Source organism: Nocardia heshunensis, from assembly GCF_054782115.1.
In genome coordinates, this window is sequence record NZ_BAAGTC010000002.1 from 90,065 (window position 1) to 113,170 (window position 23,106).

The window sequence follows — 23,106 nt, forward strand, 5'->3', positions numbered from 1 at the left end:
GTGTTGCCTTCGGCTCGTTTCGGCTAGCGTCAGAGGGGTGCAAGCTTCGGGGCGCGAACCGATCACCGAGTATTACCCGTCGAGAGCGGGTGCGGCAGTCGCGCTGGTCTTCTTCCTGCTGATGACCGCGCTGCCCGGATTCGTGGTGTTCGATGGTGATGAGCATGTGGTCATGCGGGTGCTGGGCGGTGTTGCCATGGCGTTGTTCGGTTTCGGGGTGTACGCCATGCTCGACGATCTGCTCAGACCGCAGCCGACGCTGCTGATCACCGATCAGGGCTTCACGTATCGCGGCTATCCGCATGTGGCGTGGGCGGAGGTGGAACGCCTGCGCCTGGGCATCGGCCGGCTGCGCAAGGGCGGCCACACCGAACGCTTCGCGGAAGTCGTGCTGCGCGATCCCGCCGAATTCCACGATCGGGTGCGGGCTCTCGGTGATGTCACCGCGCGCAAGCATCCGGACCGTCCGCTGTACATCGTGCCCGAGCGACTAGCCGTCCCGGTCCCGGCCGTGGTGGAGGCCATGCGCCGCCATCATCCGGACCTGGTGGTGCGGGCCCTCGAGGACGAACCCGCCGAGGCGCCGGACACGCCCGCCATGCCGCGCTCGGCCGACCGCGACATGGTCGAAAGCGCCTTGGTCAGTGCGCTCACCGATGCGCTTCCCGAGAACTGGCAGCTCGCGGTGCTGTGGTTCTGCCTGGTCGGCGACGACGGCCACACCGGCATCCAGGTCGACATCACCGATGCCGACCCCGAGGAATTGCAACCCTCCGAGGAGACCCTGATGCTCCTCAACCGCCTCAAGGAAGTCTGCTACGACCAGATGACCGGCACCTGGCTCAGCGGCCAGGTGGTGCTGCAGGCGTCGTCTTCCAAAGCGCAGTTCACCCTCTCCTTCAAGGAGATCCCCGACTGGCTCCCGCTGCCCGAGCCGGATGAATGCCGTCGCGAACTCGCCACCTACCCCCGAGCCGGTGACGAAATCCCGGACTGGCTGCGCGAACGCATCTCCTGACCCGGCCGGTTTCAGCCTTCGGCGAGGTAGCGCTCGACCGTGTCGACCTTGGCCTGCATGGCATTGGTGACGCCGGGCCGGATATCGGCCTTGATCACCAGGCTGCACCGCGGGGCGACTGCCGTGATGGCATCGGTGGCCTGTTTGACCACGGCCATGACCTCGTCCCATTCACCTTCGATCATGGTGAACATGGCGTTGGTCTCGTTCGGCAACCCACTGGCTCGGACGATCCGAACCGCTTCGGCGACAGCGCGGCCCACGTCCGCGCCGACGCCGAGCGGGGTGACGGAGAAGGCGACGATCAAACGTTCACGCCGTAATCGCGGGCGATACCGGCCAGACCGGAGGCGTAGCCCTGGCCGATGGCGCGGAACTTCCACTCCGGGCCGTGCCGGTAGAGCTCGCCGAAGACCATGGCGGTTTCGGTGGAGGCGTCCTCGGTGAGGTCGAAGCGAGCCAGTTCGGAATTGGTCACCGCGTCGATGACACGAATGTAGGCGTTGCGGACCTGACCGAAGGACTGGCGGCGAATGTCGGCCTCGTGGATGGAGACCGGGAAGAAGATATTGGTGATGGTCGGCGGCATGGCGGCCAGGTCGACATTGATCACCTCGTCGTCACCGTCGCCCGCGCCGGTGAGGTTGTCACCGGTGTGCTCGATGGTGCCTTCGGGGGAACGCAGGTTGTTGTAGAAGATGAAGTGCGCGTCCGAGAGCACGCGCTGGTTGGATCCGCACGCCATGGCGCTGGCATCCAGGTCGTAGTCCGCACCGGTGGTGGTGCGCACATCCCAGCCCAGTGCCACGGCGACCTTGGTCAGGTTCGGGGCTTGTTTGGACAGCGAAACGTTTCCGCCCTTGGCCAAGCTGACAGACACGCGGTCTCCTTAGTTCCTCAGTTCTGATCGGCCGCCATTGCCTTCAGCGTCGCGACCCGTTTCTCCAGATAGCGTAGTTCGGTGGCGTCCTGGACGGTGCGTTGAATTCCCGTGGCGACCTGGAAAGCCGATTGCCGATGGTCGTCGATCACCTCGACGGTCAATTCCACGCCGACATAATCGTCGGCGTCCGGCAGCGGGTCGGCGATCACGCGGGCTTTGCCGCGCGCGCACAGCGCCACATTGCCACCGCCCAGAATCAGCAGGGCCACCTCGGGTCGTTCGCGCAGCCGGGCCAGGGAACCGCGATCGGACTTGAGGCTCAGCAGGATTCGGCGATCCCCGGCGCGCACCGGCCAGGAGACCGGGATGGCGTGCGGTGCGGGATCGGTGGTCACCAGGACCGCGATGGTGTCGAGCGGCCACTCGGGGAGTACGTTGAGCTCAGGGTGTTCCTGTTGGTTCACTGTCGAGGGCTCCTGACGTTCCCGCGCGTCGGCTACCATCCGCGTCACCTCACCATCGGGGTTGCGCACAGCGGGCTGGACTGTGCTGTCGCAAGTGTATGCCGTTGCGCCGCTGGCTCGCTGGCGTCCGAATCGGGCATGCGATACGCCGGACTCGTCGGTTTCGTCGGTTACGTCTGTGAAAACACAGCCGGACCTGCGGGGAAACAGATTGACGAGAGGCGATAACGGTTGCATCATTCGTTACAGTCCCTCGTCTGAACGAGGTCATGCGAGTAACCGGCCGATGACCGCCCGGTGAAGTACGCAGCAGTTTTCCCACCGACGCGACAGGCGTCACCCAACCGAGTGAGGTGAGTGCGAATGGCATACCGGCCGTATCAGCGACGACCGTGGACCATGCCCCGCACCACCCTGTCAGCTCCGTTCTTCTGACTGCACAACGGTTTTCACGGTACGCGCCGCCTCCGGAACCCCGCCGGGCCGGCGCGGGGCCGTGTCGGCGCGCGGGGTGCAGGCGTGTGGTGCAGTGCGAACAGAGCGGAGACGGTGATGGTGGATGAGTTGGTGGGTCGGGCGACCGTGGCGAATCTGGTGGTTTCGAGCGCGGTTTTGGACGATCTGCGCTATCTGCGCGGCGAGCTGACGATGGCCGAGGTGCCGTACCTGCTGGTACGCGACGCCGACCATCGATTGGTGCTGGCCGTGGACAGCGGTCACCGGGCGGCCCTGAGACGGGTGCTGGGGGCCGCGATGGTGTCCGGATTCCGCTTCAATGAGAAGCAGCACAATGTTTTCCGGCTCAGCCGGGATCTCGATCCGGCCCACCACGTGGATATCGAGCTGTGGGAGTACCACGGTGACACGGTGGAGTGCCCGCGGCCGAATGCGTTGACCCGCATGGTCTTCGACGTGGCCGATGTGGAATCGACCACGGTGTTGCTCTACGACGCCAGCTGGCCGACCCTGGCCGGGATGTTCACCCCGCATCCGACCGATGTCGGCTTCGATATCGACCTGGTGTTCTCCTGGGTGGACGGCACCGACCCCGAATTCCGTGCTCGCCGTGCGGGAATGCTGGCGCAGGTGGTGGTCGGCGAGGGTGACGAGGCGGATGCCCGGATCCGTCAGATCGACGAATTGCGGTACGCGCTGCGGTCGGTGTACAAGAACGCGCCGTGGATCCGTCGCATCTTCATCGCCACCGATTCCCGCGTGCCGGACTGGCTGGCCGAGGACCCGAGGGTGACCGTGGTGCGGGCCGTGGATCACTTCTCGGATATCAGTGGGCTGCCGGTGTTCAATTCCCATGCGGTGGAATGCCAATTGCAGCACATCGAGGGTCTGTCGGAGCATTTCCTGTATTCGAACGACGATATGTTCTTCGCGCGGCCCGTCCGCCCGTCCATGTTCTTCACGCCCGCGGGTATCAGCCGGTATATCGAGGCGGGTACGCGAATCGGCCCGGGTACCAATAACGAACGGCGCAGCGGCTTCGAGAACGCGGCCCGCGTGAATCGTGCGCTGCTGACCAGTCGGTTCGGTCACATCATCACCCGCCACCTCGAGCACACGCCGGTTCCCTTGCGCCGCAGCGTACTGCTGGAGATGGAGCAGGTTTTCGCCGAAGACTTCGCCCGCACCCGCGCCAGCCGTTTCCGCGCGGCCACCGACATTTCGGTCACCAATTCCCTCTACCACTACTACGCCCTGCTCACCGGCCGCGCGGTCCCGCAGGAGGCGGCGAAGGTCCGCTACGTCGACACCACCATGTATACCGGCCTCGCGCTCCTCGACGGCCTCGCCAAGCGCCGCAATGTCGATTTCTTCTGCCTCAACGACGGCAGTTTCCCGGAGGTCCCGGAGGCCGAACGGGTGCGCGCCGTCTCCGAATTCCTGGACACCTATTTCTCGGAACCGGCGCCCTGGGAGAAACCCGATACCACCGCGGGGACCATGACGGCTTTCGAATCGGGCGCTGCCTAACGGGGATGAGCCACACCCTGTGAGACGCTGACCGTGAAACGTCACCTTTCCGTCTTTACGGACCAGGAAGCGAGTGCGTGTCATGGATCAGTACCAGGGTGTGCAGCAGTGGCCGGAACCCATTGTCGGGCTCGATGTCTTTCCGCCCGAGCAGCATCGACGCTGGACGGTGCTGCTGCGCGCGATCCTGGCCATTCCGCAGCTGCTGGTCCTGGTCGTCCTGGGTTTGGCGACGGCGGTGGTGGCCGTGATCGGCTGGTTCGGCGCGCTGTTCCTCGGCGCGCTCCCGGCCTGGTGTGGTGATTTCCTGCGCTCCACCCTCGCCTACACCATCCGGGTGCTGGCCTACATGTACCTGCTGGTGGACGTCTACCCGCCGTTCAGCCTCGATGTGGACGCGAATTATCCGGTGCGCGTGCAGTTCCCGGCGCCCACGCCGTTGAACCGCTTGGCCGTGTTCTTCCGCTTCATCCTGGCCATCCCGATCCTCGCGCTGTCCAGTTGGTTCAGCACCGGCTGGACGGTGATCGCCGTAATCATCTGGTTGATCATGCTGATCACCGGCCGCATGCCCGCCGCGGTCTTCCAGGCCACCGCGGCGGTGCTGCGCACCCAGGTCCGCACCGACGCCTACTGGCTGATGCTCACCCCGGCCTACCTGACCGGCGCCTTCGGCGACGGCCCCACCCCGGAACCGGGCATGCTCCCCGCCCCCGGCTACGCCCCCGCCTCCCCGACCCGCCCGCTCCTGGTCTCGCAAGCCGCAAAGGTCCTGCTCTGGATCATCCTGGTACTGGGCATCCTCTGGAGCTTCTTCAACCCCACCGGGAACTACTCCTCCGACGACACCCAGTCCTCGGCCGTGACAATGACCGACAGCGGGCTGTGACGAGCCCCAATAGTCTTCTGTTGGAATCCGATTGGTGGCGCCCGCGACCCTTTGGTCATGAACAAGAAATTCCTCGCCGCCGCCGTCCTCGCCGCCGCCTCCACCGCCACCATCCTCGGCACCGGTCCCGCCTCCGCCGACGACGTGCACCAGATCTACTTCGCCTACAACACCGACAACGGCTACGTCTCCGGCCACCTGCAGGGCTTCAGCCACGACACCTACCAGGTCGACGCCCGCGGCGGCCAGGTCATGATCGTCGACGCCGGCCCCGACTGGTCCGACACGGTAGTCACCATCACCGGCCCCACCGGCACCCTCTCCTACGAGCACCAGTGGTCCCGAGTCGTGTTGCCGTGCGACGGCTCCTACCAACTGCGCGTCTCCTCCCCCCACCACAACACCACCGACTACGGCATGAGCGTCAAGATCGACTGAATTCCCCTGACTCCAAACCGAAGTGGAGCGCACCCCGGGTGTGCTCCACTTTCGCGCGAGCTGGATATGGCCGTCGCCGCGTTTGGGACGTTGTGTCACGGGTTCGGATCACGGGGAGTGAATTCGGGGTCAGGTGGGGTGGGGGCGGGTAGTTTGCCGGGGGTTGCCCATCTAGTGTTCGGAGCCTTCTGTGACTCGCTTTTCGGCTGGTTTGGCCGTGTCTGTGGTGGCCGTGGGGTTGGTGGCTAGCGGGTGCTCGCAGTCGTCGTCGAACTCCGGTGCGCCGCAGGCGTCTACGGCGGCGGTGGTGCAGGCGAGCGGGAAGAAGCCTGCGCCGTTCGATCAGGGTGGGGTGAAGGTGGCGTTGGTGCGGCAGAGTGGGGCGGGGGACTACTTCGAGCAGTGGGGGAATGGGGCCAAGGCGCAGGCCAAGGCGGTGGGGATTGATCTGACCGTGTATGACGCGCAGGCGGATAACGCGAAGCAGGCGACCGATTTGTCCACGGCCATCAACTCGGGGGCCAAGGCGATCATTGTTGATCATGGGTTTCCGGCGACCATCGCGCCGTTGATCGATCAGGCGGTCGACAAGGGGATCACAGTGGTGACCTATGACGTCGAGTCGAGCAATCCCAAGGTGATCGCTACTCGGCAGAACGATGCCGATATCGCATCGGTGGCCATCACTGCGCTGGCGGCGGCAGTCGGCAAGAACGTGCCGGTGGGGTATGTGAATGTGGCCGGGTTTGCGCCGTTGGACAAGCGGGATGCGGTGTGGCAGCAGGCGGTTGGGGCCAACGGCTGGAATCAGGTCTTCAAGGTTGGCAAGGTGACGGACTCGACGGCTACCGACACCGTGCCGTTGGTCAGTGCCGCGTTGACGCAGCACGGTGAGGTGAAGGGGATCTTCGCGCCGTACGACGAGTTGGCCAAGGGCACGGTGCTCGCGGTGCAGAACAAGCATCTGGAGAACTCGGTGAAGGTGGTGGGTGCGGACATTTCGAACGCCGACATCCAGATCATCACGGCCGACAACAGCCCGTGGGTGGCGACCGCGGGGACCGATCCGTCCGCGGTCGGCGCGGCGGTGGTGCGGACGATCGCGTTGCAGATCGCCGGGCAGCTCGGTAAGCAGACGGTCGAGTTCCCGGCCGTCGCGGTGAGCCGGGATCTGCTGGTGTCCAAAAAGATTCAGAACCTGGATCAGCTGCGGGCGGCGTTGCCCGAGTTGAACCTCGGGCAGGTCAGTGCTGCCGACTGGATCACCGTTGTCGCTCACTGACGGTGGTGTGGCGGGGGTTTCGCTGTGTGATATCGGAATGTCCTTCGGCGGCAAGACTGTTCTGGACGGGGTGAGTCTCGATCTCGCGCCGGGCCGTGTGGTTGCGCTGCTCGGCGCGAACGGGGCGGGGAAATCCACGCTGATCAAGGTGCTGTCCGGCGTGCACCCCGGTCACCGTGGGCAGGTTGCTGTCGACGGTGTCGCAGCGCGGCTGCACAATCCGCTGGCCGCGCGGCGCCTCGGTATTCGCACCGTGCACCAGCACGTCGCCGCCGGAGTGGTGCCGGGGCTCTCGGTGGCCGAGAACCTGGTGTTCGAGGAGTTGGCGACGGGTCGCGGCACCCCGCTGCTGAGTGGACGGCGAATCCTGGCTCGGGCCAGGGAGATTCAGTCCACACTCGAACTGGGCTGGGACGACCGCACGCTCCGCCGCGATGTCGCCGAATTGGGCATCTCCGATCAGCAACTATTGATCCTGGCACGAACCTTGACCACCAGGCCCCGGCTCTTGATTCTCGACGAGCCCACCTCGGCCCTATCGGCGGCGGAGGCGAGCCGCCTGTTCGCGATCGTCGAACGCCTGCGCGCGGACGGCATCGCCGTCCTGTACGTCTCGCATCGACTGGGCGAAATCGATTCGCTCGCAGACCGATTGGTGGTGCTGCGCGACGGTCGGGTGACCGCTGATCTGCCGCGGCCCTTCGACTGGGACACGGCCCTGCGCGCGATGCTCGCCACCGCGCACACCGCGACGACACAACGCCCCGACAGCGCCGGGGCGAGCGGCGGCGAGGTCGTCCTGTCGGTGCGCGGGGTCGAGCTGCTGCCCGACCGCCGCCCACAGGATCTCGATGTGCGCGCGGGTGAAGTGACCGGTGTCGTCGGGCTGCTCGGGGCAGGGAAGACCGAGTTGGCCGAAGGGCTGTTCGGGGCACAGCCTTTCGCGAGCGGAGTGGTCGAGCTGGATGGCAAGCCGTACCGGCCCCGGCATCCCGCGGACGCGATCCGCGCGGGCGTGCACCTGGTCCCGGAGGACCGGCATGCGGATGCGCTGATACCGGGATGGTCTCTCGCCCAGAACCTTTCGCTGCCGTTCCTGCGCTCGATCTCCGGTGTCACCGGGTTGATCGCCCGGGGACGGGAGGCCGAATCGGCCCGCCGGACCATCGAGCGGCTCGGCGTCGTGACGCGCGACGAGCACAGCCTCATCGAGGAGCTGTCCGGCGGCAATCAGCAGAAGATCGTGGTGGGCCGCTGGCTGGCCCACCGCCCGCGAGTGCTGGTGCTGGACGAGCCGTTCCGCGGCGTCGACATCGGCGCCCGCCGCGATATCGGCCGCCAGGCCCGCGCGCTCGCGGGTGACGGCGCTGCCGTGCTGGTGCTCTCCGCCGACATCGACGAGGTGCTGGAAGTGGCCGACCGGGTGATCGTGCTCGTGGACGGCGACATCCGCCTCGACACCTACGATCCCGAACCCGACCGCATCCTGCACGCACTCACCGGAGAGGTGCGATGACCACCACCGACCGACCCGTACTCGCCATCGCCACAACGGATTCGACAACACGGATTCGTGAGGGCGTCGTCAAGTACGGCTTCATCGTCGTCACCCTCGCCCTGTTCGCCTACTTCCTGGCGAGCGAACCCACCTTCCGGAATTCCGCGACCCTGCTGGACATCCTGCGCTACGTCTCCGTGGCCGCCATTCTCGGTTTGGGCGTCACGCTGACCATGGCTGCAGGCGGGCTGGACATGTCGGTCGGCGCGGTCGCCGGTCTCGGTGTCTCCGTCGCCGCCGAAACAATGGTGGTGCACAACCAGGTAGGAGCAATTGCGGTCCTGGTCGTACTCGGCGCCGGTGCGCTGGCCGGGCTGGTGAATGCCGCCCTCGTGGTGCTGCTGCGCGTGCCGGACATGCTGGCCACCCTCGGCACCATGTTCGTCATCCAGGGCCTGAAGCTGATCATCGTTGACGGACAGTCGATCTCGCCGGGTATGACCTTGTCGGACGGGACGACCGCACCGGGCAAGTTCACCGCCGGATTCCTGTCCATCGATCGCGGCAGCGTTCTGGGAATCCCCGCATCCGTGCTCATCTTCGGGTTGTTGACCGTACTCGCCTGGATCTTCCTCGCCCGAACCCGGTGGGGGAGAGTGTTGTACGCGATCGGAGCCAATCGAGAAGCGGCGCGCCTCGCAGGCATCCGTGTCGGCGCGTACCGAAGCCTGGCCTACGTCCTGTCGGGCGTGCTGGCCTCGATCGGCGGGCTGATCCTGGCCGCCCGCATCGGCCAGGGCGATGTGTCCGCCGGTAATTCGCAATTGCTCGAGGCGGTGGCGGTCGCCCTGGTCGGCACCTCGGTGCTCGGACGCGGCAAGCCGAATGTGTGGGGCACGGCCCTGGGCGCGGTGCTGATCGGCATCATTTCCTCGGGCCTCACCATCGCCGGATTGCCTTATTACACACAGGATGTCGTCCAGGGTGGAGTGCTGGTGCTGGCGCTGATATTCAGTTTCACACTGTCGGGAGGCAAACGCGCATGACCGTGGACTATCGAATTCTGGAACCCGGCGATATCCCTGGTTATTTGCGCGAGCGTGGGCATTTCGCCGGAAAACCCTTCGAGGACAGCGATATCGACGTCCACGAGGTGTCAGACGGAAATCTGAACCGGGTATTCATCGCCACCCATCGTGGAGACGGCCGCAGTCTCGCGGTGAAGCAGGCCCTGCCCTGGGTGCGAGTAGCGGGACCGTCCTGGCCCATGAGTCCCGCCCGCGCGACCGCGGAGGCCCGCGCCTACCGCCGCGTCGCCGCCGTCGCACCGGAAACCATTCCGACAGTGCACGGTTACGACGCCGAGAACTACGCCCTCACCATGGAGAACCTCTCGGATCTGCGGGTGCTGCGCACGGTCCTCAACGAGGGCGGTGGCTTCGGCGGCGCATCCACCGCGGTCGGCGTCTTCGTCGCCCGACTCGCCTTCGCCACGAGCGATTTCGGCATGACCTCGGCGGAACGCAAAGCGCTGCTGGCGGAATCGGTGAACCCCGAGCTCTGCAAGATCACCGAAGACCTGGTGCTCGCCGAGCCCTACGTCGGCCATGAGCACAACCACTGGCACGAATCGGTCGCCGACCTCGCCGCCGCCTACCGTGTCGACAAGCAGCTGCGCACCGAAATCGCTGACCTGCGACACACTTTCATGTCCGGAGCGCAGGGCCTGGTCCACGGCGACCTGCACACCGGCAGCATCATGATCGGCGAGCGTGACGGCGCGGAAGTGGTCCGCATCTTCGACCCGGAATTCTCCTTCGTCGGCCCCGTCGGCTTCGATCTCGGCCTGTACTGGGGCAATGCGATCGTCGCCGAGACCCGAGCCCGCGCCCTCGGCAGCACCGGCACCCACACCGACGAAATCGACCATGCCTGGCGGGCCTTCGACTCCGAGTTCCGCGCCCTCTGGCCCACCCGCCTCGACACCTTCTTCGACGACGCCTACCTCGACCGCTTCCTGGCCCGCGTCTGGACCGACGCCCTCGGCTACGCGGGCGCCGAAATCATCCGTCGCATAGTAGGTTTCGCCCATCTGTCGGATCTGGACTCGCTCCCGGATCCGGGCCCAGCCACTCGCCGTGCACTGCTGATCGGCCGCGAACTGGTCCTGCAACGCGCCGGGCTACCGGACCCCCACGCCGTGCGAAAGCTCATCGACCAGTACTAGCGGGCTTTCGGGAACGGGCATCGTCGCCGCCACCGCGCCGCGTCCGGCGATCGAAACCGTGCCACGCGCCACAATCCGATTGCTCATCACCGGGGATCCCTTCATCGAGATTTCGGACACTCGACCAGTTTGTGTCTCGACGGTAGAAACCGCCGCTTGGCAGGGATTATCGGATTTCCAATGGCACGAAGAGGAATGCCAGTATTTATCACGGCTTGCTGGAGTCCGCGTCCCGTTGCAGGATCGCTGCAACATCTTTCGCCGCACGAAAGCCTTTGACTCCCAATGACTGTCCCAGCAAGACAGATTCTGTCCGTCGTGATCCCGGTATTGAACGAGGCGCAGAGCATCCGGGCCACCCTCGACCGGCTCACCGCGCAGGACGCCATCGACGAAATCGTGGTGGTGGACAACGGCAGTACCGATGAAACCCCCGACATTCTCGCCGCCTACGCCCTCGACAATCCGAAGGTGACGGTGGTCGACGAACCCGAACGCGGTGTCGCGCGCGCCCGCAACACCGGATTCGACAAGGCCCGAGGCGATTTCCTCGCCCGCACCGACGCCGACACCATCGTCGCCCCCGACTGGGCCGAGGTGATCCGGAGCAACTTCACCGACCACCCGGAGTACGCCGCCCTCACCGGCATCACCCGCTACTTCGATTCTCCGGTCGGCTTCTTCCTCGACCTCGGCTACTGGCTGCAGGCCAAGCGCGGTCAACTCGGCGGCCGCGTCGGCAATATGCACGGCCCGAACATGGCCATCCGCGCCACCGCCTGGGACCAGGTCCGCGCCGACACCTCCGTCACCCCCGACGTCATCGACGACCTCGACCTGGCGCTCTGCCTCACCAAGCACGACCTGCACATCGAGCAACTGACCACGATGCGCGCGCAAACCTCGGCCCGCCGTCGCCGCACCAGCCCGGCGAAATGGTGGCAGTTCCAGCTGACCGGTCTCAACACCATCAGCAAGCACGGCTACCACGTGCGGCCCTATCACCGCGTGATCATCAGCGGCGCTTGGCTGTCACACACCGTCCAGTGGCCGATCTACCGCCTCTGGGATTTCGACCGCCGCCGCTTCACCTTCCGCCCCGGCAAGGAGCGGATGTACCCGCTCGCCCACGGCGCGGCCTGACGTCAGATCCGGTGGCCTCTCACAGAACCGTCTCGCCGTCGGACTCGGAGGCCTCGGTCCGGCGGCGGAGGACGTGTGGGATGCGGGCCGCGGGGGGAATCACGATGCCGGCGTCGGCCAGGCGGTGGGCCGCCTGCTCCGGATTCGCGGGCTGGCCGACGGTGGGGCCGTGGCCGATGGGAACCACCGAGTGGACGATGGTGTCCGGGTAGATGTGCACGTAGTTGAAGGCCTGCGCGCCGTCGCGGCCGCGCTGACCGCCCTCGGCGGCGGCCATGTCCTGGCTGTAGCAGGTCGCCGAGGCCACCGAGACCGGGATGCCCGCGAAGGTGGCGTGGCTCGAAAGATGTAGGTGCCCGGCCAGAATCGCGCGGACGTCGGTGCCGTCGAGCACGTCGGCGAGGCGGCGCTGGTCGCGTAGCTCGACCAGGACGGCCAGGTCCTGCACGCAGGGGATGGGCGGGTGGTGCATGGCCAGCACGGTGCCGAAGGGCGCGGGTTCGGAGAGAACGTCACTGAGCCAGGCCAACTGGTTGTCGGTGATCTCGCCCCAGTGGTGGCCGGGAACGGTGGTGTCGAGCGCGATCACGCGCAGGCCGTCGAACATGTGCACGGCGTCGAACGGTGCGCTGGAAGGCTTTTCGTCGAGCAGGTGCTGCCGCAGCGTGCCCCGCTCGTCGTGGTTGCCCGCCACCCACACCACCGGCGCGCCGATCCGCTCGGCCCACGGCTCCACCAGATCGCGCAGCTTGCGGTACGCGTCCGCCTCGCCGCGGTCGGTGAGGTCGCCGGTGAAGACGATGGCGGTCGGCGCGATGCGGCTGGCCTCGGCCTGACCCAGCAGGCTCTCGAGGCGCGCCTCGGCGTCGACCGCACCGTAGAGCTCGGTGTCGGCAGCGATCAGATGGGTGTCGCTGAAGTGGAAAAGCACGTGATCCGGCTTGGGATACTCGGCCACTCGCGTGATGTACACGGACATCCTCCCCGGCGTTGGTGTTGCGCCGTTGCTTGCCAACTCTGTCGTCACAGCTTTGCGATGCTGACGATTGCGCTTGCCGATATCGTCGCCAGAATAGCCAAACCCGTTTCTTTCAGGTTGCCCGCGGCCAGTGACGGCATGCTTGCGAGAAGGTGAGGTTTGGGTGTCGGGCTAATGCCCCGGGCTACCCGCCAGCACCGGAAGATGTTCCTGCTCACGCACATGCAGCAGAGCCCGGAATCGGCGCAGCATCAAGGTAGCGGTGGTGGCGAGACCGGCCGTCAACCCGAGCCAGACGCCCACCGCGCCCCAATGCAAGGGGAAGGCGAACAGCAACGCAGTGGGCAATCCCACACCCCAGTAGCCGACCAGGGAGAGCCGGAACCCGGCCTTGGTGTCCTTGAGCCCGCGAAGCAGACCGACCGCAATGTTCTGTGCCGCGTCGAAGAACTGCAGCGCGATGGCGACCCACAGCAGCGTGTGCGCCACGTGTTCGGTCGCGGAATCACCGTCGGTCAGCAGCGGCCGCAACACCCAGTTCGGGACCAGCACGTAGACGACACCGGTCACGAGCGCGACCACCAATGCGTACTGCAGCGCCAGCCGCGCCACCGACCGCGCGTGCGCGAACTCGTCGCGCGCCACCGCCCGGCTCACCAGGATCGACGCCCCGTGCGAGAGCCCGATCGCCACCTGGAACACGATGTAGGTGATCTGATAGACGACATTGTGGGCGGCCAGCGCCGCCGCGCCGATACTGCCCATGACCAGCGCCAGCACCGAGAACATGCCCGCCTCGGACCCGTAGGTGAGCGCGATCGGCGTCCCCAGTCGCAGCTCCTCCCACACCGTCGCCCGGTGCACCGGCCACATCCGGACCGGCAGTGTCGCACCGAGTTTCGGGTCGCGGCGCACCATCGCCCAGAACACCCCGAAGGTGATCAGGAAGACCAGCGAGGTCGCCACGCCGACCCCGGTCAGCCCCAACTCCGGCAGCCCCGCCCAGCCGTGCATGAGCGTCAGCGCCAGCACCAGGTTCAATGCCACCGACCCGACCGTGACCAGCAGCAGCGCCTGCGGCCGCTGCATCCCGACCGTGTACTGCCGCAACACTTGAAACCACAGGCACGGCAACAGACCCGGCGCCAGCGCCACCATCATCGGCCGCGCCTCAGACAGCACCGCCGCGTCCTGGCCGAGCCATTGCAGCGCCCACCCGAGCCCGATCAGCAGCAGCCCGCCGAGCACCCCGGCCAGCGTCGCGATCAGGAAACTCGACCGCACCACCCCGAGCACCTGCGTCTCATAGCGTCGGCCCTGCTTCTCGGCGCGGCTCACCACGGTCGCCACCTGATTGCCGGTCCCGGTGATCAACCCGACGCACATGGTCCGAATCTGGTTGAACAACACCAGCGCCAGGCCGCCGGCGGCCACCTGCTGCACCCCGAGCGTCCCCATCAACGCGATATTGGTGGTGGATACCGCCACTTGAGCCAGCTGAGTCAAGGCAATGGGCGTGGCGAGCGAAGTCAGCTGTCGCCCATCGGATTGCCGGTGCCGTCGAGCGGATTCCCGGGCCGTTCCCATCATTTCGCGGCAGCCCCGCTCACGGCCGCGTCGGGGACATGAATGGTGTGCGTGGTGGCGGACGTGCCACGCAGGACCGAGATGAACTGCGTCAGCAGGGTGGCCTCGTCGGCCAGCCGCTGCCGATGCTTCTCCAGCGCCAGGCAGACCTGGTCGTCGGTGCGGGCCAGCAACTCGCCGATCTCGTTGGCGGGCAATCCGATCGCGTGCAGCGTGTGGATCAGCGCGACCTGCTCGGTGTGATCCTCCCCGCCGGGGTGTGGCAGCGCGGTATCGAGATGCCGCAGCACCTCGATCTCGTGCGGATCGATGCGCCGCGGCGGCCGATGCCGCTCCAGCAGGCCGACGATCTCGAGCTCCCGCGTCCGGTCGAGCAGATGCCGGTCGTTCATCCACTTCTCGTCGAAGACGGTGTCCAAGTACTTCTCGCCGTCGTCATTGATGATGACGACCACGTTCGAATGCGGCGGATACTCGTCGAGGCGCTGTAGCGCCGCGAGCACCGAACTCCCCGACGAACCGCCGATCAGCAGGCCGAGTTCCGCCGCGAGCGCGCGGGCGGTCGCGAAGGCGTCGACATCGGAGACCTTGATCCGGTCCCGCTCGTCGATCAACCGCAGGTCCCGGTCCACATGGAAGCCGGGCGACGCGCCCTCGGGCGTGCCGGTCCCGGACTGCCAATAGTCGTGCGCCGGACCGCCGAACGCGATCGACCCCTCCGGCTCGACACCCACCAGGCGCGGTTCGCAGCCGCGATCCCGCAGCCCACACGCGGTGCCGAACAGTGAACCGCCGGTGCCGACCGCACCCACCAGGATGTCGACCTTCTCGAGATCCCCGAGCAGCTCCTCGGCCAGCGCGTAGTAGCCGATGCCATTGGCCGGATTGTCGTGCTGCGCCGGGAAGAACGCGGTCGGACCCTCCTGCTCGGCCAGTTCGGCCGCGCGCTCCTCGCGGGCGGAGGTCGACAACCCGTCATCGCCCTCCTCGGACACGAACACCAGCTCGGCCCCCATGGCGCGCATGGCATTCAACTTGGCCGCGGACGCGTGATGATCGACGACCGCGGTGAACCGGTACCCGCGTTCCCGCGCCACCACCGCCAGCCCCAGCCCGGTATTGCCCGACGTCGATTCGATGATGTGCCCGCCCGTCGGTAGCACCGCCCGCCGCTCGGCATCCAGCACCATGGCGCGCGCCATGCGAATCTTGGCGGCCCCCGTCGGGTTCATGGTTTCGAGCTTGAGGAACAACCGAGAACCGGTGGTCCGGCTGACGGCCAGCTCGAAAAGCGGTGTCCGTCCGATCAGATCGGACACGCGCCTGGCGATAACCGGCATCGAGGGCTTCTCCTTAGCAGAATCGTGAAACGCTGGTCGGGGATGAACGCCGCTATCGGGCGTCGCGTCGATCGGGCTCACGTACCCAATCGAATTGTGGCCCACTCGCCGAATAACTCAAAATAACCTTCGGCGGTACGGGCAATTCGTGAAATTCCGACTCATTCGAGTCCATCTGATATCCGGCCGTATTCGGGTAGACGAGCAGATCGCCGACCACCGCGGCCCGGGGGAGTGGGATGCGCCGCCAACTGAGCATGTCCGATTCCAGGCAGGAGGCGCCGCCGACACAGGTCGGCGTTGTCGATCCTGGCCGCTCTGGCCAAATGACCGGGTCCGGAAGGTATTCGGTGTCGAACCACTGTTCGGACAGGCTGAGGCTGGTGCCGTCGACGGTGAGAATGTCGTACGGAATGCCCTGAGCGTGCCTGGTTTTGCTGCCCTGTACCCGGAATACGGTGCTGCCCGCGCGGTCCAGCAGAGCGCGACCCGGTTCGATGGCGAGGCGAATATCGGCCGCTCGCAGGCGATCTCCCAGCCCGCCGTATTCGAGAATGGCGGTCAGCATCGCCGGTCCGGGTACCGGGCAGTGATACGGATAGTAGGAGTCCGGGCGTGGGGTGCGTCCCGAATGGAACCAGTCGGGCCCGACCCCGGCGAGAAACGATTCCCACTGTTCGGCGGCAAGGTAATTCACGCTGAAGCCGCCCCCGATGGAGATCAGGTCGGTGTCGTGGCCGCGTTCACGGGCCTCGAGGCAGCGGTCGATCAACAGCGCCGCGAGTTCGGCGCGGGGGGACACCTGGTAGCCGCCGAGGTGAAAACTGAAGCCCCGCAGTCGGATTGCGGCGGTGTCCAGCAGCCTCCAGGCGCTGTTCAACTCCGCGTCGGTCATGCCGAACCGGCTGGCGGAATCGGCGGGAAGTACGCGCAGGACGACGCGGGCCACGACGCCGCGATGGCGTGCGAGCCGACTCAACCGCGCGAGCTCGTCCGGGCTGTCGATGGCGATGGTGGCGTTCACGTCCGCGGCCAGCGTCAGCAGTTCATCCGATTTGGCCGGTCCCGTGACCATGATGTCGATCCCTTGGATGCCCTCGCGCAGGGCGGCCTCGAGTTCGGGACCGCTGGCGACATCGACCCCGATCCCGGCCCGGGCGCAAGCCGCTGTCACACAAGCGGATTTGTTGGCCTTCTTGCCGTAGTAGATGACCCCGTCCACCTCGCTACCGGTGAAAGCGTCCTGGAATCCGCGGATGTTCTCGACGATCTGCTCGGGGAACATCACATGGAACGGGCCTGCGACGGCGTCGGCGATTTCCCGCAACGGCCCGTCGTCGGCCAGCAGCCTCTTCTCCCATTCGCGTCGGTCCGCGCGCATAGGCGCCGCGGTAATCCCGGTGCCGGACAGGGGAGTTCCTTTCGTCGAATCAGGGGGAAATCAGTCCCAGAGCGAAACCTCGGTGCCGCGACCCTCCGCGATGGCCCGATTGGCGAGGGCGTGTGCTACCGCGATATCGGTGAGCACCAGCCCGCTGTTGTAGACGAAAATGCGCTCGTCATCGGTTAGTCGGCCGACGGCGCGGTGGTCGAGAATCTGGGGTAGCTCGGCGTCCACCCTGCGTAATCGGCCGTCCGGGCCCGCCATATCGGTTCCGGTCAGCGCCATCTGCTCGGCGCTGGTGGCCACCACCCGGTCGGCCTCGGTCAGCGTCGAGGGTGCCAGCCCATAGCCGACCAGCACCACGGTCGCGCCGGGCGCGACATCCTTGGCGTCGATGGCGACCTGTGTGCCCGGTCCTGCGGTGGCCAGAATGACATCGGCCTCCCGCGCGGCGACGTTCGGATCGCTCACGATCTCCAGCTCCGCCTGCGGATGATGCTGCAGCAGTTGCTGATACACCGCCTCCAGCCCCTCAGGATGGGTGCCGTAGAGCATCAGCCGATTGAGATTCGGATTCGCGGCCAGCAGATGCGGCAGCGCGTTGCGGCCCTGCGTGCCGGTGCCGATCAACAGCACGCTGCGCGCGCCCGGGCGGGCGCATTCGCGCACCAGCAGCGCCGACACCGCGGGCGTGCGCAGCGCCCCGACCCGCGCACAGTCCATCAAGGCGATGGGTGTGCCGGTGGCGTCGTCGTAGAGCGAGATGGTGGTGAAGTAGCGCTTGTTCGACCGATCGTGATGTGGGTCGAACTTGTAGCTGGTCTTCATGGCCACCACCCGGCGGCGACCGTCGCGGCCCAGCATGGCGTAGGCCACCGACCAGCCGTCGGGATGCGCCACGCTGAGCTTGCGGGGGTTGTCCGAATCACCGCCCGCCAGTGCGAGATACGCGTCTTCGACGGCGCGCACCACCTCGGCGGGGGAGATCGGGACATCGGCCAGATCGCTGCGCGAAAGGACCCGCAGCGGGGTTAGTCGAGCATTCACGTTCTGCTTCCTCGGCTCGTGCGGAACGGCGCCACCACGTGCTGGCCGTATCCGTCCTCGGCCGCTTCCGCCGTCCGCCGACGCTGCGGCAGCCGGATGTTCACCCGCTTGAGCCAGCGGTCGGTGCCGTCGTAGCGCGGGGTGAAGGGCACACGCCCGTGCACCACCACGTCATTGTCCACCAGCAACAGTTCACCGGGGGCCAAAGCGGCGGTGATGCAGACCCTTTCGAGCTCGTCGGCCAGGTGCCGGTACGCGGAGCGGAATTCGGGATCGGCGGCGTCGAGCGGGGTGTAGGCGGGGTCGAAGCGCAGGGTCAGCTGCCCCTCGTCGCTGCCGAGGGTGGCGACCGCCGGTGCCGGGGCATCGTCGAAGCCGGTGCCGTAGGAGACGTCGGGCAGGATCGGCAGTTGCGGTCGCAGCAGCGTGTCCCGTTGTGCCGCACTGAGTTCGGCATTGCGCACCGAGGACACCGTGGTCCCAACCCGGTCCGGGTTGCGCAAGCAGCCCAGCATGAGCAGGTTGGCGCGGTCGGGATGGAAGGCGTCCTCGGTGTGCGGGCTGAGCAGCGTGGTGCTGCTCGCCCCCGACTGTTCGTGCTCGTGTCCGGGCGTCGGCACGATGTTGTTGACCAGCCGTCCGCCCTGCTGCCCCTGCCAGCCGAAAGGCTCACCGGCACAACGGGCCAGCAGCAGCATGGCGATGTCGAGTTCGAAGGACGCCGAGCGGTGCGCGCGGTCACCGGCCTGGGTCGCGGCCTCGCGCCAGTCGTGCGGGGTGGCGGCGAGTTCGTCGTCGCTGATGGGCAGCGGGCGGACGATCGTCACGCCCGAGGCGGTGGCGGGCGGCCGCATGGCCTCGTGCACGGCGTCGGGCAGCCGCCCGTACTTGGCGTCGATGTGGCGCAGCAGGACCGGATGCGAGAGCGTGGCAGCTATCTCCGGATGGGCGCCGACTGTGACCGCTATCTCAGCCGCCATGTGGCGGATCGCGCGGGCGGCGGATTCCGGCAGGTCGCGGCGTTCGAGGTTCGAGGGGTGAAGCGTGTGACGTTCGGAGAGAACGCTTTTCACCAAGGGAAGGGCCTTCCTGGCTCGGTGGTGACGAGGTGATCTAGCTCCGGCCAACGACCGTATTCGGCCCCGGTTAATTTGGCAAGGCTTACCTAAAGGCGTGTTGAAGAAATAGCTGATCGGTATCAGACGGTAGCCGGGAGATTAGCTGAAGCGGATCGGTAGCCACGATTCGGGCGAGCCGCGTTCACGTTCCTCGCCCCGCGACCGATCCATCTGGATGATGAGAGGAGTGCGAATCCGAATGGCCGACCTCCGGGCCCGATCGACCCGCGCCGGCCTGTTGGGCACGGCGGCCGCGCTGGTATTGCTGACCGGTTGCGGCGCAGTGCATCTCACCCCGGTACCCGACGATATGCCGCCCCCGGTGGGTGCGCCGATTCCGGCGATCGACCTGGATGCGCCGGGGCGCAGCGCGATTCAGCTGGAGGGTTGGGCGAAGGAACAGCACTCGACGACCGGGATTCCGGTGACTGCGCTGGAGGCGTACGGCTACGCGGCGGCGGTGCTCGCCCGCTCCAAACCCGAATGCGGCATCGGCTGGACCACTCTCGCCGGGATCGCCAGCGTGGAGAGCCAGCACGGTTCACACGGCGGGTCCCATCTCGCCGACGACGGGACGGTGTCGCCGCCGATTCGCGGACTGCCGTTGGACGGTTCGCCGGGCCGGGCGCGCATCCTGGATACCGGTTCGACCGAAGCGAATCCGGTCTACGTGCGCGCCATGGGCCCGTTCCAGTTCATCCCCGAGACCTGGCAGCGTTGGGGCGTCGACGCCAACGGCGACGGCAAGATCGACCCGGACAATATCGACGACGCCGCCCTCACCGCCGCCCGCTACCTGTGCGCCATGGGTGGCAACATGACCACCGTCGACGGCTGGCAGAAGGCCCTGCTCACCTACAACCAATCGACCAGCTACATGAGCACCGTCCGGTACCGCGCCGCCGCCTACAGCGTCGGCCGTAGCGCCTGATCCGATTCGGGCCCGGCCCGATCCGGTCCGGGCAGCCCAGCCGGTTTATATCTTGTGGCCACGCCGATGGGGGGATGCGCAGGCCCGATTCCGGCACAGTAGGCTCGTCAGCGCACGGGTTCGCCGTGCGACCTGCCGAGTCAGCAGCCGAAGGAGTGTCGTTTCGTGGCCATCATCGAACAGGTCGGAGCTCGCGAGATCCTGGATTCGCGTGGCAACCCCACCGTCGAGGTCGAGATCGCTCTCGACGACGGCACCCTCACCCGCGCGGCCGTGCCTTCCGGCGCGTCCACCGGTGAGCACGAGGCCGTCGAGCTGCGGGATGGCGGCGACCGCTACCAGGGCAAGGGCGTGCAGAAGGCCGTCGAGGGTGTCCTCGACGAGATCGCCCCGGCCGTGATCGGTCTCGACGCCGTCGAGCAGCGCACCGTCGACCAGACCCTGCTGGATCTGGACGGCACCCCGGACAAGTCGCGTCTGGGCGCGAACGCCCTGCTGGGTGTTTCGCTGGCGGTGGCCCGCGCGGCCGCCGAGTCCTCGGGCCTGGAGCTGTTCCGCTACGTCGGCGGCCCGAACGCCCACGTCCTGCCCGTCCCGATGATGAACATCCTCAACGGTGGCGCGCACGCCGATTCCGGTGTCGACGTGCAGGAATTCATGATCGCCCCGATCGGCGCGCCGACCTTCAAGGAGTCGCTGCGCTGGGGTGCGGAGGTCTACCACACGCTGAAGTCGGTGCTGAAGGCTCAGGGCCTGTCCACCGGTCTGGGCGACGAGGGCGGTTTCGCGCCGTCGGTCGCCAACACCCGCGCCGCGCTGGACCTGATCGCCTCGGCGATCGAGAAGGCCGGTTTCAAGCTGGGCAGCGAGATAGCGCTGGCCCTGGACGTGGCCGCCACCGAGTTCTACACCACCGGTGAGGGTTACAAGTTCGAGGGCAAGCTGCACACCGCGGCCGAGATGTCGGACTTCTACGCCAACCTGCTGACCGCCTACCCGATCGTCTCGATCGAGGACCCGCTGTCGGAGGACGACTGGGACGGCTGGGTCTCGCTGACCGACTCGATCGGCGACAAGGTGCAGATCGTCGGCGACGACCTGTTCGTCACCAACCCGGAGCGCCTGGAAGAGGGCATCGCCAAGGGTGCGGCCAACGCACTGCTGGTGAAGGTCAACCAGATCGGCACCCTGACCGAGACCCTGGACGCGGTCGACCTGGCCCACCGCAACGGCTACAAGACGATGATGTCGCACCGGTCCGGCGAGACCGAGGACACCACCATCGCCGACCTGGCCGTGGCCGTCGGCTCCGGTCAGATCAAGACCGGCGCCCCGGCTCGCTCGGAGCGCGTCGCCAAGTACAACCAGCTGCTGCGCATCGAGGACGCCCTGGGTGACTCGGCTCGCTACGCCGGTGACGTGGCGTTCCCGCGTTTCGCGTTCGAAGGCTGACATAGTCGAAAGCTGAGCCCTTACGGGCTCCAAGGGAATTCAGGGGGCCGTGCCCCCTGAAACCCCGGGAGTTTGGGCAATCGGCCGATATTCGAGGTGTGACATGACGGAGCGACGGGCGCGCGGTACCAGTCCGGCAGGACGCGGTGATCGCCGCCCGTCGCGCTCGTCGCGGGCCACGCCGAAGAAGACCACGAAAACGGCTCGGTCGGAGTCGGGTTCCGGGAGCATCGGGCAGCGGGTGAGCAAGCGCCGCGCCGCCGCCAAGGCGACCCGTGCCGCGAATTCCGAACGGCACGAACGCAAGATCCTCGGCCTTTCCACGGGCCGGGCGGTGCTGCTGGCCGCGGTGCTGTGCGGGCTGGCGCTCACGCTGGCGGTGCCGCTGCGCACCTACTTCACCCAGCGCTCCGACGCCCACGAACTGGCCCTGCAGCATCACCAGCTGGAGCAGGACGTCGCGGATCTGCGCGATCGCCGTGCCCAGCAACAGGATCCGAACTACATCCGGGCCGAGGCGCGTGACCGCCTGCGCCTGGTCATGCCGGGTGAGACGCCCTATATCGTGCAGATCCCCGATATCGAGCAACCGGCCATCCCGCCCCCGGCCACCAAGGCCAAGGCGCCCGACCCCTGGTACACGCAGGTGTGGCACAGCATTTCGTCGCCACAACCGGCTGCCACCCCGGGCGCCGCCGCCACCCCGAACCCCCCGCCGCCCACTCCGGAAGGACAACCCAGGTGACCGCAGCCGAGAACGAACCCAGCGAGCGCGATCTCGCGATCGTCGCCGAACAACTGGGCCGGACTCCGCGCGGCGTACTGGCCGTGGCCTACCACACCCCCGACGGTCGGCCCGCGGTCGTGAAGACCGCGCCGAAGCTGCCCGACGGCACCCCCTTCCCGACCCTGTACTACCTCACGGACCCCCGCCTGACCGCCGAGGCGAGCCGCCTCGAGACCACCGGCCTGATGCGTGACATGTCCGAACGCCTCACCCGCGACCCGCAACTGGCCGCCTCCTACCGCGCCGCGTACGACAGTTACCTGTCCGAACGCAACGCCATCGAGGACCTCGGCACCGACTTCGCCGGCGGCGGCATGCCCGACCGCGTGAAGTGCCTGCACGTCCTCATCGCCCACTCCCTGGCCAAGGGCCCCGGCCTCAACCTCCTCGGTGACGAAGCCGTTGCCCTCGCCGCCGACCACGGCCTGCGTGGCACCGCGATCCCGGCCGACTGGCCGAAATCCGAGGAATACAACACTGATTCGCCCGCCGACGGCGAATAGGCGTCCAGCCGCGGTGGCAGCTGCCTCCAGCGGCTGCCCCGAGGTTCGATTTGCTCACAGCGGCGGCATGGGACCGTCGGGTCGGTAGGCTGCCTGATGTCCGAGACGGGCGTACCTGGCGTGCCGAAGTGGCGGCGTGGCCGCTGGCAG

The 23,106-nt window shown here is 67.0% G+C and carries 22 protein-coding genes; 13 read left to right on the plus strand and 9 right to left on the minus strand.

Features of this window, described 5'->3' with window-relative positions; all coding sequences use genetic code 11:
• Window positions 1–37: 37 nt before the first annotated feature.
• A complete protein-coding gene (locus tag ACYVN4_RS00420; protein WP_460717196.1) occupies window positions 38–1,018 on the plus strand; it encodes a hypothetical protein in 981 nt (326 codons plus the stop codon).
• Window positions 1,019–1,029: 11 nt separating this feature from the next.
• On the opposite strand, the gene ACYVN4_RS00425 is transcribed toward ACYVN4_RS00420, so the two are convergent.
• Genes ACYVN4_RS00425 through ACYVN4_RS00435 form a run of 3 tightly spaced genes read right to left on the minus strand, consistent with a single transcriptional unit; the run spans window position 1,030 to window position 2,365 of the window.
• Window positions 1,030–1,326, minus strand: a complete 297-nt coding sequence (locus ACYVN4_RS00425) for an MTH1187 family thiamine-binding protein (protein ID WP_460717197.1) — start codon at window positions 1,324–1,326, stop codon at window positions 1,030–1,032.
• Complete coding sequence (locus ACYVN4_RS00430) at window positions 1,323–1,898, minus strand: TerD family protein (protein WP_379359672.1); 576 nt, start codon at window positions 1,896–1,898, stop codon at window positions 1,323–1,325. The genes ACYVN4_RS00425 and ACYVN4_RS00430 overlap by 4 nt, the downstream gene beginning before the upstream one ends.
• Before the next feature lie 17 nt (window positions 1,899–1,915).
• Window positions 1,916–2,365, minus strand: a complete 450-nt coding sequence (locus tag ACYVN4_RS00435) for a pyridoxamine 5'-phosphate oxidase family protein (protein WP_460717198.1) — start codon at window positions 2,363–2,365, stop codon at window positions 1,916–1,918.
• Between the two features lie 552 nt (window positions 2,366–2,917).
• Between ACYVN4_RS00435 and ACYVN4_RS00440 the strand changes: the two genes are divergently transcribed.
• The 8 genes from ACYVN4_RS00440 (at window position 2,918) to ACYVN4_RS00475 (ending at window position 11,828) form a co-directional block, all read left to right on the plus strand.
• On the plus strand, window positions 2,918–4,351 hold the full coding sequence (locus ACYVN4_RS00440) for a stealth family protein (RefSeq protein WP_460717199.1): 1,434 nt from the start codon (window positions 2,918–2,920) through the stop codon (window positions 4,349–4,351).
• Between the two features lie 82 nt (window positions 4,352–4,433).
• Window positions 4,434–5,240, plus strand: a complete 807-nt coding sequence (locus tag ACYVN4_RS00445; protein WP_460717200.1) for a DUF4389 domain-containing protein — start codon at window positions 4,434–4,436, stop codon at window positions 5,238–5,240.
• A gap of 57 nt (window positions 5,241–5,297) precedes the next feature.
• The gene (locus ACYVN4_RS00450) at window positions 5,298–5,678 is read left to right on the plus strand and encodes a hypothetical protein (RefSeq protein WP_460717201.1); all 381 of its coding nucleotides are present in this window, start codon (window positions 5,298–5,300) and stop codon (window positions 5,676–5,678) included.
• A 217-nt stretch (window positions 5,679–5,895) separates the two neighbouring features.
• Window positions 5,896–6,960 carry a substrate-binding domain-containing protein gene (locus ACYVN4_RS00455; protein ID WP_460717202.1) on the plus strand — a complete coding sequence of 355 codons (1,065 nt, stop codon included), beginning with the start codon at window positions 5,896–5,898 and terminating at the stop codon, window positions 6,958–6,960.
• A complete protein-coding gene (locus ACYVN4_RS00460) occupies window positions 6,947–8,476 on the plus strand; it encodes a sugar ABC transporter ATP-binding protein (RefSeq protein ID WP_460717203.1) in 1,530 nt (509 codons plus the stop codon). Before ACYVN4_RS00455 ends, ACYVN4_RS00460 begins: the two co-directional genes overlap by 14 nt.
• On the plus strand, window positions 8,473–9,504 hold the full coding sequence (locus ACYVN4_RS00465) for an ABC transporter permease (RefSeq protein WP_460717204.1): 1,032 nt from the start codon (window positions 8,473–8,475) through the stop codon (window positions 9,502–9,504). The genes ACYVN4_RS00460 and ACYVN4_RS00465 overlap by 4 nt, the downstream gene beginning before the upstream one ends.
• A complete protein-coding gene (mtnK, locus tag ACYVN4_RS00470; RefSeq protein ID WP_460717205.1) occupies window positions 9,501–10,685 on the plus strand; it encodes an S-methyl-5-thioribose kinase in 1,185 nt (394 codons plus the stop codon). Before ACYVN4_RS00465 ends, mtnK begins: the two co-directional genes overlap by 4 nt.
• A 318-nt stretch (window positions 10,686–11,003) precedes the next feature.
• Window positions 11,004–11,828 (plus strand): glycosyltransferase family 2 protein, encoded by an 825-nt coding sequence (locus ACYVN4_RS00475; protein WP_460717206.1) that lies wholly within the window; start codon window positions 11,004–11,006, stop codon window positions 11,826–11,828.
• A gap of 19 nt (window positions 11,829–11,847) precedes the next feature.
• Here the strand turns inward: ACYVN4_RS00475 and ACYVN4_RS00480 are convergent, their stop codons facing one another.
• From ACYVN4_RS00480 to ACYVN4_RS00505, 6 genes are all read right to left on the minus strand, one after another.
• On the minus strand, window positions 11,848–12,801 hold the full coding sequence (locus ACYVN4_RS00480; RefSeq protein ID WP_460717207.1) for a metallophosphoesterase: 954 nt from the start codon (window positions 12,799–12,801) through the stop codon (window positions 11,848–11,850).
• A 177-nt stretch (window positions 12,802–12,978) separates the two neighbouring features.
• On the minus strand, window positions 12,979–14,394 hold the full coding sequence (locus ACYVN4_RS00485) for an MATE family efflux transporter (protein WP_460718314.1): 1,416 nt from the start codon (window positions 14,392–14,394) through the stop codon (window positions 12,979–12,981).
• Complete coding sequence (locus ACYVN4_RS00490) at window positions 14,394–15,734, minus strand: PLP-dependent cysteine synthase family protein (protein WP_460717208.1); 1,341 nt, start codon at window positions 15,732–15,734, stop codon at window positions 14,394–14,396. The genes ACYVN4_RS00485 and ACYVN4_RS00490 overlap by 1 nt, the downstream gene beginning before the upstream one ends.
• 52 nt (window positions 15,735–15,786) lie before the next feature.
• Window positions 15,787–17,115, minus strand: a complete 1,329-nt coding sequence (locus tag ACYVN4_RS00495) for an alanine racemase (RefSeq protein WP_460717209.1) — start codon at window positions 17,113–17,115, stop codon at window positions 15,787–15,789.
• A 60-nt stretch (window positions 17,116–17,175) separates the two neighbouring features.
• Window positions 17,176–18,165 carry an ornithine cyclodeaminase family protein gene (locus ACYVN4_RS00500; protein WP_460717210.1) on the minus strand — a complete coding sequence of 330 codons (990 nt, stop codon included), beginning with the start codon at window positions 18,163–18,165 and terminating at the stop codon, window positions 17,176–17,178.
• Window positions 18,162–19,238 (minus strand): TauD/TfdA family dioxygenase, encoded by a 1,077-nt coding sequence (locus tag ACYVN4_RS00505; protein ID WP_460718315.1) that lies wholly within the window; start codon window positions 19,236–19,238, stop codon window positions 18,162–18,164. Before ACYVN4_RS00505 ends, ACYVN4_RS00500 begins: the two co-directional genes overlap by 4 nt.
• A 244-nt stretch (window positions 19,239–19,482) precedes the next feature.
• Here ACYVN4_RS00505 and ACYVN4_RS00510 point away from each other — a divergent pair, with 244 nt between their 5' ends.
• From ACYVN4_RS00510 to ACYVN4_RS00525, 4 genes are all read left to right on the plus strand, one after another.
• Window positions 19,483–20,214: a lytic transglycosylase domain-containing protein gene (locus ACYVN4_RS00510; protein ID WP_460717211.1), complete on the plus strand. Its 732-nt coding sequence runs from the start codon at window positions 19,483–19,485 to the stop codon at window positions 20,212–20,214.
• Window positions 20,215–20,379: 165 nt separating this feature from the next.
• Window positions 20,380–21,666, plus strand: a complete 1,287-nt coding sequence (gene eno, locus ACYVN4_RS00515; protein ID WP_452396407.1) for a phosphopyruvate hydratase — start codon at window positions 20,380–20,382, stop codon at window positions 21,664–21,666.
• Between the two features lie 103 nt (window positions 21,667–21,769).
• Entirely contained in the window at window positions 21,770–22,411 is a 642-nt protein-coding gene (locus tag ACYVN4_RS00520) for an FtsB family cell division protein (RefSeq protein WP_460717212.1), read from the plus strand.
• The gene (locus ACYVN4_RS00525; protein ID WP_460717213.1) at window positions 22,408–22,956 is read left to right on the plus strand and encodes a DUF501 domain-containing protein; all 549 of its coding nucleotides are present in this window, start codon (window positions 22,408–22,410) and stop codon (window positions 22,954–22,956) included. Before ACYVN4_RS00520 ends, ACYVN4_RS00525 begins: the two co-directional genes overlap by 4 nt.
• Window positions 22,957–23,106 lie beyond the last annotated feature (150 nt).